The organism is Fischerella thermalis PCC 7521, from assembly GCF_000317225.1.
GTDB lineage: Bacteria > Cyanobacteriota > Cyanobacteriia > Cyanobacteriales > Nostocaceae > Fischerella > Fischerella thermalis.
The window spans coordinates 35,798-52,193 of record NZ_AJLL01000104.1 but is presented as its reverse complement, the minus strand read 5'-3'; the positions used below and the strand labels follow the sequence as shown (position 1 = coordinate 52,193).

The following is a 16,396-nucleotide window of genomic DNA, read 5'->3' as shown; positions in this document are numbered from 1 at the left end:
GTTTTGCTATTCCTGGTTGGGTACCTGCGGTAGCAGTACTAGTATTAGCTATTGGTTTAGTACCCTTTACTTACGATAAATTTGTGACTCAGAGTAAGCAAAAACCTACTGCTACTGAAGATAAACTTGCCTTAGAACCATCACCTTTAGCTTCGCCCACACCTGCAATCACCCCCACAGATCAACTACCTCCCCTACCCTTTGGTTCTAATAGTTTGTCAATACCTGGTTCTACCTTAGCTTCACCTACCCCAATCTCTCCCCAAGCCCAAGGATTTCCCACAGCGCCCATATTACCTAGCGCACCTTCTCAAGCTGTTCCCCCCTCTACCTCTACATCGACATTCCCCCCACCTTCCCAATCATCTTCCGGGAACAACGTATTCCCCACAGTTCCACCAGAAGCCAAACTTTCCACTACAACCTTACCACGGACATTAACAAATCCTGGGCAACAAATTCGTGTTCAACCCAATCCCTCACAACAGAACAGTATCGCCTCTAGTTCTAATAGTGGAGTTGTTGCCCAAAATGAAAATATTTCATTAAATTCACCAAATTCATCCACCACAGAATCTAGCCTACCTTCTAATCTGCCTGGGATTCCACCGACTATTGCTACCGCACCCAATAACCGTAGTAGCACTCTCAACCAAAAAAATCAATTACCAACTAATAACTCAGTTGATGCAGAAGATACTTCCCAATTAATTGAGAGATTACGAAAGGATAATAATTCTAACCAAGTCGCGACTAGAAACAGCAATCCTTTATTTGACGCAACTGCTCAAGTGTCCGAAGCTGGAAAAGTTTTAACAAAGCGCTGGCAGCCACCTTCTGGCTTCAACCAAACACTAGAATATAGTTTGGTTGTGGGTGTTGATGGCACTATTGAACGTATATTTCCTTTAGGAAAAGCTTCAAGAATATATATTGATCGCACAGGAATGCCTTTAGTTGGTGATCCTTTTATTTCTCCCAATCCTAATGGGCAAACTGTCACCATTAGAGCTGTTTACAGTCCTGATGGTAAGGTAAAAACTTTTGAAGAGAGGGATTAAATTCAGTGAACAGTAAACAGTTATCAGTTAACGCCGATATAGTGGGGAAACGTTACCCGACTGATGAATCCCTTATAACTTGTAACTGATAGCTTTAATTGCTCATATTGCTTCTGTGCCAGTTACCAAACTGTGACAAAAAATGAAGCTGAAAAGTTAAAGGGTAAAGATTAAAGGATTAAGATTATGTCCTTTTTCTTTGCCCTTTAACCTTTAGCAGTAACACTATTTAAGTCCAGTTATCAAACTGTCTTTTTAAAATATTCCCATCACAATAACGCTGATTACAATGACGATTAGTTAGTCCTTTCAAAGGTTGAGAATATGCAAACACTGGGGCCACAGCAAAAAGAAAGTGTAGCTTGGATTTTTCAAACATGGGCTGCTTTTTTGCTTGCCATTTCTATGACTACCGTCGGTATTATTAACTTACCCGTAGATAACTGGGTGAAAGGTTTTATGGGTATGGGTATGGCTTTTTCAATAGGTTCTAGTTTTTCTTTGGCGAAAACCATGAGGGATTTACATGAATCCAAAAAGCTGACAGCCAGGATAGATGAAGCGAAAGTAGAAAGGCTGCTTGCTCAACATGATACTTTAACTAAATGAGCGATATATTTAATTATTTTCTCAGCCTCTAATTAATTTGGAGCCAATTTATTGGAAAAAACTCTGCGTACCTTTGCGCAGCCTTTGCGCCTTTTTGCGTTTAAAATTTTAGTTTAGGTATGGTATAGCTAAAAATCTAATTAACTATACCTTCACACCTGAAAAACTTATCCTACAGCTTTGACTAATGATATACTTTTCAGTTTGCTTAACCAGTCTTTAACAAAGCCTTTTAACTTAAGTTCTGTGTGGAGTTGCCACTCAAAGAAAGGAGCAAAACCCAAAGATAGTGCTACAATTCGCAGCCGTAATAGAGGCGAATCACCCAATTGTTTTAATAAAGCTACAAGTTCTGCTCGTTCTTCTTGATTAAAAATAGGTAGAAAACAATAGGCTGAATGTATGATTGCCATCTTCCGTCTCTGTTTATCTAGCACTTTTACATCCCAGCCGCGCCGTTGAAAAGCTGGTAAAAAACTCTCTTCAAAAATCCGAATATATCCTCTCAATTGCAAATGCTTACGCTTGGAACGTGTTTTCTGCACATCAGTCCAAACGCGATATTTTGCTAGCACTTCATCTGCATAAACATTCCCGTAGCCAGCATCTGCGATTCTCACAGATAAATCATAATCCTCAACATATTCAGGACGATTTTCGTAATATCTTAATTCTTGGAGTGCCTTAGTTCTAAACATGATAATGTTTGCTGCCACTCTATAGCCAGAAACCGCTGCCATTAGTGCTTCATCAGAGTTTTGAAACTCTTTTTTTCTGACAACTCGTCCTATTGAACGATTCTTCCCATGCTCATCAATTTCTTGAATAGCGGTATGAGCATAACCAGCTTCTGGATATTTTTGTAACAGTGAGACTAGTTTCTCTACATAATTTGGCATTAAAGCATCATCTGAGTCCAAACGTACAATAAAGTCAGTTTTTGGCTTACTCATCAACCAAGTATTGTTGCCAGCAATACCTAAGTTCTTGGGTTGCCGATAGTAACGTACTTGGGGAAACTGCTGACATAACTGTTCCATCACCTGAGGGGTTTCGTCAGTACTGCCATCGTCTGAAACCCATACTTCCACATTTGGATAAGTTTGACAACAAGCACTACTTACAGATTGAATCAAGTATTGGGCTTGGTTATAAGTGGGAATACATACGGCAACTGAGGGGAATTTTGGCATTGAAGTCATAATCAAATCTAGTCCTACAACTGAAAATAGTTTTTTGTTGTATTACGCTGAAGAGCAGCAACAAAGTTAAGTCATTACCAATTAAGTTTCAGTACTGATTGCAGAGATAAAGTTTGTCTTACTACATTTGTGCTGGTGCAAAGTTTTATGACTTTATCTTTCGTGAGGTCAACTAAACTGTTGTCTCAAGCTTCCTTCTGGCAAATAAGCGCCACCACACTAGGCGACTTTCAATATTTTTCCAGCCACCTTTACTGGGTAAATTTTTCCAGGGATGGTGAAAAATAAGACTTTATCCCTAATTTTTGATAAGCCCTTGATTACACTGATTGAGTTATTGCATTGATAAAGTATTTACACTCCACGGAGCTAAATTAAGCATTAACTAAAACTTTAGATGGTTAATTTAGGTAGATATAGAATAGATGTCTCTTGTGCTGTGTAGAATCTCTCTCCAGCAATATTGAAGAGAATAGTTTCATTACTACTTTTTACGGCTACAGAGAGAGGCATTCAAACCATATACTCAGGGTGGAGTCAAACCGCCAGGAATTCTCACAGCAGGGACACTCTGAAGCACAAGATCATATTCAATGAAAAGATTACCCCCTAGCAGTGCTTGCTGGATGTGAGCCAGGAAGATAGATTTAGTTGAACCTAGCTTGAACATAAGGGTATCCTCTGAGATTTTGTTTCAGAGTTGCGCTACCATTCGCACATACTCACAATCTGACAACTAAATATTTTTTCGTGAAGCATTAATTAAAAATCTTAAAGCAAGAAAGTCTAAATCACACTAGTTCTAAGGTGATTTAACAAGAATTTCATGATTTTTATACTGAATCTTTATAAAAAGACTATGAAGCAACCAAGCCAAAAAAACCAAAAATTTAACTAAAAAAACAAAAAGGCTGGTAAATCCAGCCCTACCTCCTCTTAATATTTTGGAACCAGTGGTTTTTAATAACGGGATTTTTTTTGTTTTGATTTTAGCTTTTTGCGTCGTCGCTCAGCAGCTGCAACTGCACCTTCCACAGGATAACCCACCACAGGTATGACCTGATATTTACGTTCCTCTTCTAACCGTTTTAGTTCGGTATAATCAGTCCAGTGGATACAATCAACAGGGCAAGTGTCTATTGCCTCTTGAATTACTTCCTCTGGATCGCCATCTTGACGTATAGCGCGCGATCGCCCATAATCAGGTTCTATATAAAAAGTATTACGGGCAACAAAGGCGCAGTGTTTACAGCCAATACAGGTGATTTCATCAACATACACGCCTTTTTGGCGTAGCATACCCCCTAATTCCGGCTCTAGACCGGAACGTTCTGGGGCATCCCGCAAAAAGCCGCCTAATTCTGGTTCTAGTCCGGAGCGGTTATTTTCCTTCTCTTCCAGCGACGGCAAAAAATCAGACATTTACGCACTCCAGCGTTGTACTACCAGGCGAATGGAACCATCTTCATTTTTTTGTTGTTCAGCAACTTGAAAGCCTGCACGTGCTGTCTCTTTTACTACTGTATGATAAGCATAGCGCTGTGTTACCTGGCGTAAGAATCCCTCTACAGACAAGTCTTGTTGCCAATACTGTAAGTCAGCTACCAATTCGTATTCTTTACCATTCCATTTGAAACCAACATCATAGCCATTATCTTGCTCGATAGTAATCTCGGCACTGTGAGTCTGACCACGATAGCCACGCACTTCACGCGGGCCTTTTTTCCAGTCTATACCCAAGTCAGAGAGAGCATCTTGCAAAGATTCAAGATTACGAATTTGGGTTTTAATTTGGCTAAAGTGTGACATGGCGGTTATGAATCGACTAAACTAAATGTTCGGTTTGCAAATTTACCAATCGCTATAAGCGGTTTGGGTGTTCACCACTCCAGATTGCTGCACCTTGGCGGCGAAGAATTCTGAGGTTGGCTCTTGACTAAGCACTAGTCCCAACTGTGCTTCTATAGCCGCTGTCACTTCGGCACAGGAATTACCCACGATACCAGTGACTTTTTCCTGTACCCGACCATCTGGATAAATGATGAATTCTAATGTCTCCATGCTTTTGGCCAACCACAAATAGTACGCTTGGATTGTACTGCTCTAGCAAGTGGCTAAAAATGTAGCTTCAGGGAACAGCATTTTTCCTTAGCTACAAAATTAGCCATTTGTTAACTAATGTTCCATCTCTCAAAATATATATCTCAGAAAATTTACAAAAATTATTAGTCTTATTAGTCAACACATCTATTACATGTAAGTTTCTCTTAACCTGATCGAGAAGTCAAGCTCAAAATTTAACTAGTAATAAAATTGTATAAAGCCTAGAAAAGCAGTGCTAGACGTAGTAGAGCCAGCAAAATCAGCTAAAAAGCTATGGTTTTTATTGAAAAAATTTATCATTATGATTAATTTTGTCTAGGTTAAATGACAGCGCGCGATCGCACTAGGAGATGTAGGAGAGGGGTCAAAACTGTAGTGCACCTAACCGAGAACCAGCACAGTCTATAGGGTAGTTACACAACGGCATAACCTAGCATCACAAATCAAGATAAAATTTATCGCTATTAGCTATAAACAAAGTCATAACCAGCAATCAAGAGTAGGAAAATTGCTATAGAGGCTGAATGTGAAAGCTAATTATTTAACTCAGCTAATTAACTCTATGAATACAAACCAAGTAATGGATTCTACCAATTTTTCTAAAGCAATACGTATCGGAGTACTGGGTTTTGGCGGACTAGGGCAGGCTGCGGCTAAAGTCCTTGCCCCCAAACGAGAAATGATTTTAGTAGCAGCAGCAGACAATAAAGGTTATGCTTATGCTACCGAGGGTTTAAATGCCGACGAGTGCATTGCCATATATAAGTCTCAGGGTTCAGTAGGTTATTTAGAACCATTTGGCACATTAAGTAATCGTAGTATTCAGCAATTATTAGAAAGCAATCAGCCTGTAGATGGATATTTCTTAGCTTTACCAAACTTACCCAATGATTTTATTCCAACTGTCGTCAAGCAATTTATTAATTCTGGTTGGCGTGGGGTATTAGTAGATGCCATTAAACGTACAAGTGCATTAGAACAGCTAATAGCCCTGAAAGAAGAACTACAAGCCGCAGGTATTACCTACATGACCGGATGCGGGGCGACACCAGGACTATTAACAGCAGCAGCAGCGATCGCAGCCCAAAGCTATGCTGAAATTCATCGAGTAGAAATCACCTTTGGAGTAGGTATTGCAAACTGGGAAGCTTACCGCGCCACTATCCGCGAAGATATTGCCCATATACCTGGTCATAACGTAGAAACAGCCAGGGCGATGACAGATGCAGAAGTAGAAGCACTTTTGGATAAAACTAATGGTGTGTTGATATTAGAAAATATGGAACACGCCGACGACGTGATGTTAGAGTTAGCAGGGATTTGTTCGCGCGATCGCGTTACTGTTGGCGGTGTCGTTGATACCAGAAATCCCAAAAAGCCCCTCAGCACCAACGTCAAGGTAACAGGTCGCACCTTTGAAGGTAAAATTTCCACCCACACCTTCACATTAGGAGATGAAACCAGCATGGCTGCAAACGTTTGTGGCCCAGCTTTCGGTTATCTCAAAGCAGGAATAAACCTATATCAACGCGGTATCCACGGGATATTCACTGCTGCCGAGATTATGCCGCAATTTGTGAAATAAGTTTGTAGTCAGCACTTTAGTGCTTAAAATTTGAGCGGCTAGAGCCGCTGACTACAAACCTTTAAATTTGTTTTATTTTGTTGTTACCATTTTGAAGTTCTTTACACTTAATTCCATATTGGTTTTATCATCTCCTTCAGAACTCGTGTGACCTTCGATCACAACACGAGAAATTTCATTCTCTATTTCTGGTTTGGAGAAAATAACTCGACTATACACCGGAATAAATCTACGGAGAAAATCTTTTCCTTCTGGTTTAGGTTCTGTACTACCTTGAGCAAATGCATATAAGCGATCGCCTACTTTATTTCGTAGTTGTAGACTGTTTGATTTATTTAAGTCTCTCCAGACAAATTTCACTATAAGCTAAGGGTTTGAACCCTTAGCGACACCACCTAATCCCCGATCCCCAATCCCTCTTCTTCCTCATCCAAAATTAATTCTGGTGTTTGCACCACAAACGGTAAATCAGCACCTAATATACCCCGCTTGATCCGCTCAAGTGTCTCTGGAAAAACCACAAACAGAGGATATATAGTATTTCTCCCCTCGCTTAAAATATGTTGGTAGCGGGGGGACATTAACCATTCATAATCTTGATCCAAACAAACTTGTGTTTGTCGCCAGCGTCCCAAAAAATCTGAAAAGTCTTCATGGGGGCGATGAATAAAAACAATAATTTCGCTACCTGTTTTGATTTTCCATTCAGGATCACACATTAAAACAGCTATATCGCAGGGTAGAGAAATAGTCTTACCCGCAGTTATTGCTTCCCTACGCAAACGCACAATTGGCAAAGGAATGGTAATGATGCTTTCGTCTGGACGACGCAGGCTAGGAATCATTTCCAAGTATGGACGATGTTGCTTGAGTAAAGCGATCGCACCAATATTATTACTGTACTCGGCTAAACTAGTTTCATAATGTGATTTTTTGAGGATCATGATCAATATAAAGAATGATAAATTATTATTTTTAGTTTGGAATTAAGGATGAAAAAATCATGTTAATCTTTCATCCTTTATCCTTTATTTTCTATTAGCCCAGCTTTTCAAACACCTTGAACAAAGGTAAATACATCGACATCAAAATAGTACCAACCATTCCACCCAAAACTACAATCATAATTGGTTCTAAAACACTAGTCAGTGCTTTCACTGCTTGTTCTACTTCATCTTCATAGAAATCAGCTATTTTCATCAACATGCCATCTAATTCACCAGTTTCCTCACCAATACTGATCATTTGAATTGCCATAGGAGGAAAAACTTGCTCTTTTTGTAAGGCAATGCTAATCATACCTCCTTGTTGAATTTCTGCACGTGCTGCATCAATAGCATTAGAAACTACTTGATTACCAGAAGTATCTCGGACAATTTCTAAAGAAGTAAGAATTGGTACACCTGAACGAGTCAAAGCCCCAAAAGTACGACTAAAACGAGCAACCGATGACTTTTGGATTAAGTCACCAAATAATGGCATTTTGAGGGAAAGACGATCAATAGTTTCCTTCCCAACACGAGTTTTATAGTACTGCTTGTAAGCAAATGCTACTGCCATCAAAAATCCAACAAACACAAAAATTCGCCAACTTCGCAGAACTTCACTACAAAACATCATGAATTGAGTCAAGGGTGGTAATTCTGTTCCTAGTTCCTCAAAAATTTTGGCAAAGATAGGAATCAGAAAAACCGTCATCCCCACAAAAATAGCGATCGCGATAATACTAACAGCAACTGGGTAAGCAAGTGCTGATTTAATTTGGTTTTGTAAACGGGCAACATCTTCTAATAACTTAGCTAAGCGATTTAGGACTTCATCTAGAACGCCACCAACCTCGCCAGCCTGAATCATACTGACATATAAACCATCAAAACAATCAGGATGCTTACGCATTGCTTCTGAAAGGTTTACCCCATTTTGGACTTCACTACTAATATCCAAGAGGGATTGTTTAAGTTTAGGGTTAGTACATTGCTCAGACAGTACTCCTAAACTTCTAACTATGGCTACTCCTGCATTCACCAAAGCAGCAAATTGACGAGAAAAAACAGCTTTGTCTTTAACAGAAACTTTGACTAATGATGTTTGAAACTTTTTCAGATCAAAGTCTGCAAAACCTTGAGATTTTTTCAAGTCTTGGACAACAAATCCTTGCTGCCTAAGAGTAGTACGTGCTTCTACCAAGTTTTCAGCAACAATTTTTTCTTTTTTGGATTTGCCTTGTGCATCCCGAACACGGGCAACGAATGTAGGCATAATTTCCTCTATCCGTATGAAAGTTAATAATTTAGTTGTTGGTTATTAGTTGTTAGTTGTTTGAGAAATACTGAAACATTCAAGCAACAATGAACTATCAACTAATAACAAAGTTTGGCGTTGCATAAAATGGGGATGTAGACGCGTAGCGGCTTCCCGCAGGGTATAATGAACCACCAAGATGCCAAGAATTGAGTTTTTCAATTAAAAGAGAAAATAAAATCATCCCGCTTTCTCTGCAACGCCCAAAATTTTTAATGTGCTTTTACAGTTCCAGCAGTACCGACTTTTCCAGCAGCAGGTGGTGCAGCAGGACCAATCAGACGTTGCACTTCATCTGGCTTAGAAGTTTTAGACATTGCTGCTTCAAAAGAAATAGTTCCCGCTTTATATAAATCAGCTAAAACCTTCTCCAGAGTTTGCATACCTAATTTACCACCTGTCTGAATAGATGAGTAAATTTGTGCTGTTTTGCCTTCACGAATCAAGTTAGAAATAGCTGGAGTAACTATCATTATTTCCTGTGCCATTACCCGACCAAATTCACCTGGCTTAGGATTCTTTTTCGGAACTAAAGTTTGGCTAAATACCGCAACTAACGAGTTAGATAACTGTACTCGTACCTGAGTTTGTTTTTCATGGGGAAAAACGTCAATAATTCGGTCAATAGTTTGTGCTGCCGAACTAGTATGTAAAGTACCAAATACTAAGTGACCAGTTTCAGCAGCAGAAATAGCCAAGGAAATAGTTTCTAAGTCCCGCATTTCTCCTACCAGAATAATATCTGGATCTTCTCTAAGAGCAGCTTTCAAAGCATTAGCAAAACTCTTTGTATCTTCACCCAATTGCCTTTGATGAATCAGACTTTTAATTGGTTCATAAACAAACTCAATTGGATCTTCAACTGTCAAAATATGTTCTGCCCGTGTGCGGTTAATTAAATCAATCATTGCCGCCAGAGTAGTTGTTTTTCCAGAACCAGTAGGGCCTGTAACTAGAATTAGTCCTCTAGGCTTTTCCGACATTTCTCTGACTACATCGGGCAAACCTAATTTATCAAAATTAGGTATTTTAGAACTTAATGCCCGCAAACAAGCTGCATAAGAACCGCGTTCTTTATAAACATTGACGCGGAAACGTGCTAATCCCTTGACACCATAAGAGCAATCTAATTCCCAGTTTTGCTCTAATGTTTTTCGTTGGGAGTTATTGAGCATACTAAAAATCAACCTTTGACACTGATCCACAGACAAAGGCTCTTCGCCAATGGGCGTCAGTTTGCCACTGATGCGAAAATAAGGGGGCAAACCAGCGGATAAATGCATATCCGAACCACCCATTTCAATCATTTGCTCCATTAAATCTTCAATCATCATTTCCATGGTTTTTTCCTTTGCTATTTGTTGATTGTTATTTGTTGATTGTTAGTGGTTAGTGGTTAGTTGTTTTCAAATGACCAATGACTATTGACTAATCTTGAAAACGAGGCGTCATACAATACGGACAATCCAACCATTCTGGGCGCAACCCAGCATTACAAGTCCGACAGGTCAGACTAGTCTTGCGTTTGGCTTTTAGTTCTGCTTCTAAGCCTGTGTCAGTAAAGGTGACTCGCTCTACCTCTTCTAGGGTGGTTGAACCTTGGCGTACTAAGTCCAAGCTGTACGCCAGTAGGGTTTTCATACCCTCTTCTACTGCTACTTCTTTAATGCGTTCTGTCGGTGCTTCTTCGTTAATGAGGGTTTGCAGATTTTCACTAATTCGCATTACCTCATAGACACCACAACGTCCTTTGTAGCCTACGCCATTACAGGTGGGACAAATATGACCTTGAGTTTTGGCTGCTTGAATTTGCTCTGCGGTCAAAGTATTAGCTTTATAAAAGGTTATTCCAACTTCTTGGGAAGCCGACAAACCATAACGAGCGAGTTCTTCTACAGTGGGTGTGTAGGGAATGCGACAGTCAGGACACACACGCCGTACCAAACGCTGGGCCAAGACACCAATCAATGAACTGGAAATCATGAAAGGTTCAATACCCATTTCTCCTAAACGAGCGATCGCACCAGGGGCATCATTAGTATGTAAAGTAGTCAATACTAAGTGACCAGTTAATGCTGCTTCAATCGCTGTTTTTGCCGTTTCCTTATCTCGTGTCTCACCCACCAGTATTACATCTGGATCTTGTCGCAAAAATGCCCGCAATGCAGTCGCAAAATCTAACCCTTTTTCCCGAATCACCTGTACTTGAGTAATTCCCGGCAAGCTATATTCAATTGGATCTTCTACAGTACTGATATTAATTCCCGGCTCGTTTCTTTCTGCTAGTGCTGAATACAGCGAAGTTGTCTTACCAGAACCTGTTGGCCCGGTTACTAAAATTAAGCCAAAAGGACGGCTAACCATTTCTTGAACAATATGCAACGTTTCTGGATCGGTAATTAACTTATCCAAACCCAGCTGCGTGGCAGAGTTGTCCAAAATCCGCAGTACTACCTTTTCCCCGTAGCGACTCGGCAAAGTATTTACACGGAAGTCAACTTTACGCCCCTCGAACAACCGCCTAATCCGTCCGTCTTGAGGTAGGCGTCGTTCAGCAATATCTAAATTGGCGATGATTTTAAACCGCGCTGTCACAGCAGGAATGATTTTTTTTGGCAAAGGGTCGAAAGCCTCGCGCAAAACCCCATCTTTACGAAAGCGAATGCGGAGGTTTTCTTCTTGCGGTTCTATGTGAATATCAGATACTTTATCATGTAGTGCTTTAGCAAGGATTCTGTTAACCAGATTAATCACAGGTGCATCTTCAGCACCCTTCATCGCCGCCCCCAAGTCAGCCTCCGATTCTTCTGGGGCGTCATCTAGGTTAAGATTTTCTAGATTTTCTAAATCTTGATTGATGTCTGTATATTTTTCTTGTTCTAAATGCTTTTGCCGAACGGCTAAATCATCCAGATATACATTGATTAACAGTTGATAATCTTCTTGGGTAATTACCATACGCTGCAAGGCTAAGCCTTGGGGGCGCAAAATCCGGTTTAAGTCATCCGAAGCTTCTAGATTATCTGGATCAACCATCGCCACTAGAACAGAGGGCGGGTTTTGATCCTCGTTTTTCGACAGTGGTACTAAGCGGTGACGACGACAAACATCTACTGGAATGAGGGTATCAATCAGGTGGGCTACTGTGGTGCTGCCTACTGAACTAATTTCCGGATCGAGGGATTCTACGCCGTAAAGTATTTTAAGTTCAAATAACTGCTGTTTTTTGTACTGCCTGAGTAACTCTGGTGATAATTTTCGCCCCGATACTGATTCCAGTACTTCTGTTAAAGGGATACCAGACTTGCGGCTTTCAATCAGCGCCTGTCTCATTTGTTCGCTGTTGACAAAGCCAGATTGTACAAGTTTGTTACCGAAGGGTGAAAATTCTGCTCTGGTAGACAGAGCTGTACTACGCCGTTGTGGTGACGAGTTAGTCATATATCAGCTATAAATACCGGGAACCTCTGAATAGAGTATTCCCAAGCTGTGAACAAGAATTTACATAGTCGCTGAAGAAAGGCAGAGGACAGAAGTTTTAAAAAATTATACTAAGTAATTAGTCCTTTGTATTTTGCTCATTGGTTGCAAAAGTGCTTATCCGGCTGATACGGCAGGAAGAAGCTTGATTGTAAAAGGTATAAAATATATCTTTTAGTGAAGCCTCTGGTAGTCGCCAACTGGATTTAAAACCCCACCTCGAAGCAGTGTCTACGATTGGCTGGGGTCTGAATACACATACTAGGAGCCTCCTGCCTTTTGAGAACAGGAGACTAGAAAAAGTGGCGATCGCCAAAATTTAAGATAACCAGAGTTATTAGCTTTTATCTCGCGTTAGCGTCTGCACTAAGATGTCCAGCATTTGTCAAAATAGATGACGGTGACATCACTTCCAGGAAAATGTCGGCAACAAAACACGCCTATTGTTGCCAGCTAGCCATGGACTTCTTGCACTCTTGTGAGGCAAGGGTAAAGGGTAAAGGGTAAAGGTTAAAGGAATTTGATTGAGCAATTCTTTTTTCCAGTTTCTTTGATCTTTTTCCTACAACAAACTTTACTCTTTTCTCAATTTCTACAAAAAGTCTAATGCTATGGCTGGAAATATAGCGATAAATTGTCGTATCAAGTATCTGGGATGAGTACATAATGATGGACGAAGATAAACAAATAAACAACACGAGTCAGCAATTGGGTGAACCAACAGAGGTCAAACAAGCAATGAACAGTGACTCCCCAGTTCCAATGAATGCCAACGAACCTGGCAGCGAGGTGACAGAGCAAGTGGCAGACGCTACTAGCGTACCTGAAAACACAGTGATACCCACTCAAGAAAATGGGGTTGCTGCTACTCAGACAGTTGATACAGCTGCTTTAGCACAGATGAGTCAACAAATTGAGTCTCTCAAAGCTCAGTTAGAAGAACGTAGCAGTCAATATATGCGAATTGCGGCAGATTTTGAGAATTACCGCAAACGCACAATTAAAGAAAAAGAGGATCTAGAGGCGCAGGCAAAGCGGAATGCTATTACTGAATTGCTACCAGTAGTTGATAATTTCGAGCGGGCACGATCGCAAATCAAACCCCAAAACGATGGGGAAATGGGAATCCATAAAAGTTATCAAGGAGTTTACAAATTACTAGTAGATAGCCTGAAGCGCTTAGGTGTATCACCAATGCGTCCCGAAGGTCAACCATTCGATCCCAACCTTCACGAAGCAGTAATGCGGGAACCTACGGATGAATATCCTGAAGGAACAGTGTTAGAAGAGTTAGTACGCGGATATTACTTGGGCGATCGCGTGCTACGCCATGCAATGGTTAAAGTGGCTGCTCCTAAAGAAGATACCCCATCTTCAGAGGAAAACCAGTCTCCTCCAGCAAATGGTTAAATAGTTGCTTGTTGTTTGTTGTTTGAAACATCCAACTATCAACAACCAACCACCAACTACCAACAATAACCATTGACCATTGACTAACTAGGCGAGCATCGCGTATAAAAACGTACAAAAGGTAGTCCGCGAAATATAACGCCCGAAGTTTTGCCGCTTTCCCTAGTGGAAACGCCAACGGAGGGACGGTTCCCAGTGGATAAACACCACTGGAAAAACTGTCCTCCGGAAGCTGCCGCCTATACTTCGAGAAATAAAGTACTCAGTAAAAATACCGATACAGATGGGAAAAGTTATTGGGATCGACTTAGGCACTACCAACAGTTGCGTCGCAGTTTTGGAAGGTGGTCAACCAATTGTTATTGCCAATTCAGAAGGCGGACGAACCACTCCTAGTATCGTAGGTTTTGGCAAGAGCGGTGAGCGCTTGGTTGGTCCACTGGCAAAGCGCCAAGCTGTCACGAATGCCGAAAACACAATCTACAGCATCAAACGATTCATCGGTCGTCGCTGGGATGACACAGATGCAGAACGCGAGCGCGTACCTTATAACTGTGTCAAAGGTCGAGATGATACTGTTGATGTTCAAATTCGTGGACGAAACTATACCCCACAAGAAATTTCCGCAATGATCCTGCAAAAACTCAAACAGGATGCGGAAAACTTTCTGGGTGAACAGGTGACAAAAGCAGTAATTACTGTACCTGCTTATTTTACAGATGCTCAAAGACAAGCAACCAAAGACTCTGGAACCATCGCTGGGCTTGAAGTATTGCGGATCATTAACGAGCCAACCGCAGCCGCTTTAGCTTTTGGTTTAGATAAGCAAGACCAAGAACAGCTAATTCTAGTGTTTGATTTAGGGGGCGGTACTTTCGATGTATCCATCCTGCAATTAGGGGATGGTGTATTTGAAGTTAAAGCAACCAGTGGTAACAACCACTTGGGTGGAGACGATTTTGATAACTGTATCGTCCGTTGGATGATCGACATATTTCTCCAGCAAGAAAAAATAGATCTTTCCCAAGACAAAATGGCCCTGCAACGCTTACGAGAAGCAGCAGAAAAGGCAAAAATTGAACTTTCAACTATGGTGAGTACTTCAATTAACTTGCCATTTATTACTGCCAATGAAACAGGGCCAAAACATCTAGAAATGGAACTCACCCGTGCCAAATTTGAAGAATTGACGGGTCATTTAATAGAAGCCACCATAGAACCAATGGTTCAGGCACTCAAAGACGCAGAACTGAAACCACAAGACATTGATCGGATTATTTTGGTAGGCGGTTCTACTCGTATCCCCGCTGTCCAAAATGCCTTAATTAAATTTTTTAATGGCAAAACACCTGACCGTTCTATTAACCCAGATGAAGCAGTAGCATTAGGAGCTGCTATCCAGGCTGGGGTACTGGGTGGCGAAGTTGACAATCTCCTGTTATTGGATGTTACACCTCTGTCACTAGGAATTGAAACTCTAGGAGAAGTTTTCACCAAAATCATTGAACGCAACACTACAATTCCTACAAGTAAATCCCAAGTTTTTTCCACAGCTGTTGATGGGCAAACCTCGGTGGAAATTCATGTCCTCCAAGGTGAACGGGCCATGGCAAAAGATAATAAAAGCTTGGGTAAATTTTTACTCACAGGAATTCCTCCAGCGCCTCGTGGTGTACCGCAAATCGAAGTCAGTTTTGAGATCGATGTTAACGGTATTATGAAAGTCTCTGCTCAAGACAAAGGTACAGGCAGAGAGCAGAGTATTCGCATTACCAACACAGGTGGCTTAAGCAGCAACGAAGTTGAACGAATGCGGCAAGAAGCTGAAATGTTCGCCGAAGAAGATAGAAGACGTATAGAACTGGCAGCATTGAAAAACCAAGCGGATAATTTGTTGTACAGTTACGAATCAACACTCAAAGATAATGGCAACTTGATCGGCGAACAGATGAAAGGTTTGGCAGATGAAAAACTTGCCCACCTCAAAGCAGCTATTTCTGAATCCAGCATTTCTGTTGCAGAATTCAAACAGCGCTTAGAAGACTTCCAGCAAACTCTATTTAACATTGGTGCTGAAGTCTACAACCGTGTTAACGATGGTCAAGGGGATGATATTCCCTCCTGTGCAGAAGATAGTTCGCCTACACCAGAACAATCTGGATCATTGCATGGCACTCTCACACCACAATTTAATTTTGATTTTGAAGAGGAAAATACTCTACATGCTGATTATGAGACGATAGATTAAAAATGTTAGTTGTTAGTTGTTGTTAATCTTTACTACTAACCACTAACCAATGTAGAGACGTGCCATGGCACGTCTCTACAACCACTAACCAAAATTCAAAAATACATAATTTTAGACTCATGGGGGGTTTTCCACACCTATAAGTGCGGCTAGCCCCTCTAACTAATAGGCAGAGTTTTTCTCTTATACGTAGCACAATTGTAAAAGAGACAGCCTCAGATCAAAGCTTTTATCGTCTTTGACGGCAGTCGCGACAACGGACTAGCAGGTGTGACAACGCTCTTAACCCCTATGAGCGTTCAGCCTTGGAAACCTCCAAGTTAGTACTGGCTCCGCAATGCGCTGCTTCACGAAGAAAGCACCTGTTGCTGTAAACTTGCTGCTGATTTATATAAAA

General features: G+C 40.9%; 14 protein-coding genes and 1 pseudogene. 5 read left to right on the top strand and 10 right to left on the bottom strand.

What is annotated here, in order from left to right:
* Together UYK_RS0122810 and UYK_RS0122805 are read left to right on the top strand one after the other, a co-directional pair.
* A pseudogene (locus tag UYK_RS0122810) lies at positions 1-1,061 on the top strand (DUF4335 domain-containing protein); the annotation flags it as partial.
* Between the two features lie 324 nt (positions 1,062-1,385).
* Entirely contained in the window at positions 1,386-1,670 is a 285-nt protein-coding gene (locus UYK_RS0122805; protein ID WP_009456765.1) for a YiaA/YiaB family inner membrane protein, read from the top strand.
* Positions 1,671-1,837: 167 nt separating this feature from the next.
* Here the strand turns inward: UYK_RS0122805 and UYK_RS0122800 are convergent, their stop codons facing one another.
* The 5 genes from UYK_RS0122800 to UYK_RS0122780 all read right to left on the bottom strand — a co-directional run bounded on the left by UYK_RS0122800 (position 1,838) and on the right by UYK_RS0122780 (position 4,933).
* On the bottom strand, positions 1,838-2,872 hold the full coding sequence (locus UYK_RS0122800) for a glycosyltransferase family 2 protein (protein WP_009456774.1): 1,035 nt from the start codon (positions 2,870-2,872) through the stop codon (positions 1,838-1,840).
* Positions 2,873-3,398: 526 nt separating this feature from the next.
* Entirely contained in the window at positions 3,399-3,542 is a 144-nt protein-coding gene (locus UYK_RS26925) for a hypothetical protein (protein ID WP_009456775.1), read from the bottom strand.
* A 290-nt stretch (positions 3,543-3,832) separates the two neighbouring features.
* Positions 3,833-4,294: a ferredoxin gene (locus tag UYK_RS0122790; RefSeq protein WP_009456776.1), complete on the bottom strand. Its 462-nt coding sequence runs from the start codon at positions 4,292-4,294 to the stop codon at positions 3,833-3,835.
* The gene (locus UYK_RS0122785) at positions 4,295-4,681 is read right to left on the bottom strand and encodes a DUF1257 domain-containing protein (RefSeq protein WP_009456777.1); all 387 of its coding nucleotides are present in this window, start codon (positions 4,679-4,681) and stop codon (positions 4,295-4,297) included.
* 42 nt (positions 4,682-4,723) lie between these two features.
* Positions 4,724-4,933: a DUF2997 domain-containing protein gene (locus tag UYK_RS0122780; RefSeq protein WP_009456778.1), complete on the bottom strand. Its 210-nt coding sequence runs from the start codon at positions 4,931-4,933 to the stop codon at positions 4,724-4,726.
* Positions 4,934-5,537: 604 nt separating this feature from the next.
* Here UYK_RS0122780 and bioU point away from each other — a divergent pair.
* Positions 5,538-6,560, top strand: coding sequence for a (S)-8-amino-7-oxononanoate synthase BioU (bioU, locus tag UYK_RS0122775; RefSeq protein ID WP_016872220.1), 1,023 nt, complete (start codon positions 5,538-5,540; stop codon positions 6,558-6,560).
* A 72-nt stretch (positions 6,561-6,632) separates the two neighbouring features.
* On the opposite strand, the gene UYK_RS0122770 is transcribed toward bioU, so the two are convergent.
* The 5 genes from UYK_RS0122770 to UYK_RS0122750 form a co-directional block, all read right to left on the bottom strand.
* A complete protein-coding gene (locus tag UYK_RS0122770) occupies positions 6,633-6,920 on the bottom strand; it encodes an OmpA family protein (RefSeq protein WP_009456781.1) in 288 nt (95 codons plus the stop codon).
* 35 nt (positions 6,921-6,955) lie between these two features.
* Positions 6,956-7,504 carry a hypothetical protein gene (locus tag UYK_RS0122765; RefSeq protein ID WP_009456783.1) on the bottom strand — a complete coding sequence of 183 codons (549 nt, stop codon included), beginning with the start codon at positions 7,502-7,504 and terminating at the stop codon, positions 6,956-6,958.
* 94 nt (positions 7,505-7,598) lie between these two features.
* Complete coding sequence (locus tag UYK_RS0122760) at positions 7,599-8,819, bottom strand: type II secretion system F family protein (protein WP_009456786.1); 1,221 nt, start codon at positions 8,817-8,819, stop codon at positions 7,599-7,601.
* Positions 8,820-9,073: 254 nt separating this feature from the next.
* Positions 9,074-10,201 (bottom strand): type IV pilus twitching motility protein PilT, encoded by a 1,128-nt coding sequence (locus UYK_RS0122755; RefSeq protein WP_009456787.1) that lies wholly within the window; start codon positions 10,199-10,201, stop codon positions 9,074-9,076.
* An 88-nt stretch (positions 10,202-10,289) separates the two neighbouring features.
* Positions 10,290-12,302 (bottom strand): GspE/PulE family protein, encoded by a 2,013-nt coding sequence (locus UYK_RS0122750; RefSeq protein ID WP_016872219.1) that lies wholly within the window; start codon positions 12,300-12,302, stop codon positions 10,290-10,292.
* A gap of 708 nt (positions 12,303-13,010) precedes the next feature.
* Between UYK_RS0122750 and grpE the strand changes: the two genes are divergently transcribed.
* A complete protein-coding gene (gene grpE, locus UYK_RS0122745; RefSeq protein ID WP_016872218.1) occupies positions 13,011-13,751 on the top strand; it encodes a nucleotide exchange factor GrpE in 741 nt (246 codons plus the stop codon).
* A gap of 283 nt (positions 13,752-14,034) precedes the next feature.
* The gene (gene dnaK, locus UYK_RS0122740) at positions 14,035-15,999 is read left to right on the top strand and encodes a molecular chaperone DnaK (protein ID WP_009456790.1); all 1,965 of its coding nucleotides are present in this window, start codon (positions 14,035-14,037) and stop codon (positions 15,997-15,999) included.
* Positions 16,000-16,396 lie beyond the last annotated feature (397 nt).

Coding starts and splice junctions, on each gene's coding strand:
- UYK_RS0122805 (WP_009456765.1), top strand. CDS start 1,386: ATGCAAACACTGGGGCCACAGCAAAAAGAAAGTGTAGCTTGGATTTTT.
- UYK_RS0122800 (WP_009456774.1), bottom strand. CDS start 2,872: ATGACTTCAATGCCAAAATTCCCCTCAGTTGCCGTATGTATTCCCACT.
- UYK_RS26925 (WP_009456775.1), bottom strand. CDS start 3,542: ATGTTCAAGCTAGGTTCAACTAAATCTATCTTCCTGGCTCACATCCAG.
- UYK_RS0122790 (WP_009456776.1), bottom strand. CDS start 4,294: ATGTCTGATTTTTTGCCGTCGCTGGAAGAGAAGGAAAATAACCGCTCC.
- UYK_RS0122785 (WP_009456777.1), bottom strand. CDS start 4,681: ATGTCACACTTTAGCCAAATTAAAACCCAAATTCGTAATCTTGAATCT.
- UYK_RS0122780 (WP_009456778.1), bottom strand. CDS start 4,933: ATGGAGACATTAGAATTCATCATTTATCCAGATGGTCGGGTACAGGAA.
- bioU (WP_016872220.1), top strand. CDS start 5,538: ATGAATACAAACCAAGTAATGGATTCTACCAATTTTTCTAAAGCAATA.
- UYK_RS0122765 (WP_009456783.1), bottom strand. CDS start 7,504: ATGATCCTCAAAAAATCACATTATGAAACTAGTTTAGCCGAGTACAGT.
- UYK_RS0122760 (WP_009456786.1), bottom strand. CDS start 8,819: ATGCCTACATTCGTTGCCCGTGTTCGGGATGCACAAGGCAAATCCAAA.
- UYK_RS0122755 (WP_009456787.1), bottom strand. CDS start 10,201: ATGGAAATGATGATTGAAGATTTAATGGAGCAAATGATTGAAATGGGT.
- UYK_RS0122750 (WP_016872219.1), bottom strand. CDS start 12,302: ATGACTAACTCGTCACCACAACGGCGTAGTACAGCTCTGTCTACCAGA.
- grpE (WP_016872218.1), top strand. CDS start 13,011: ATGGACGAAGATAAACAAATAAACAACACGAGTCAGCAATTGGGTGAA.
- dnaK (WP_009456790.1), top strand. CDS start 14,035: ATGGGAAAAGTTATTGGGATCGACTTAGGCACTACCAACAGTTGCGTC.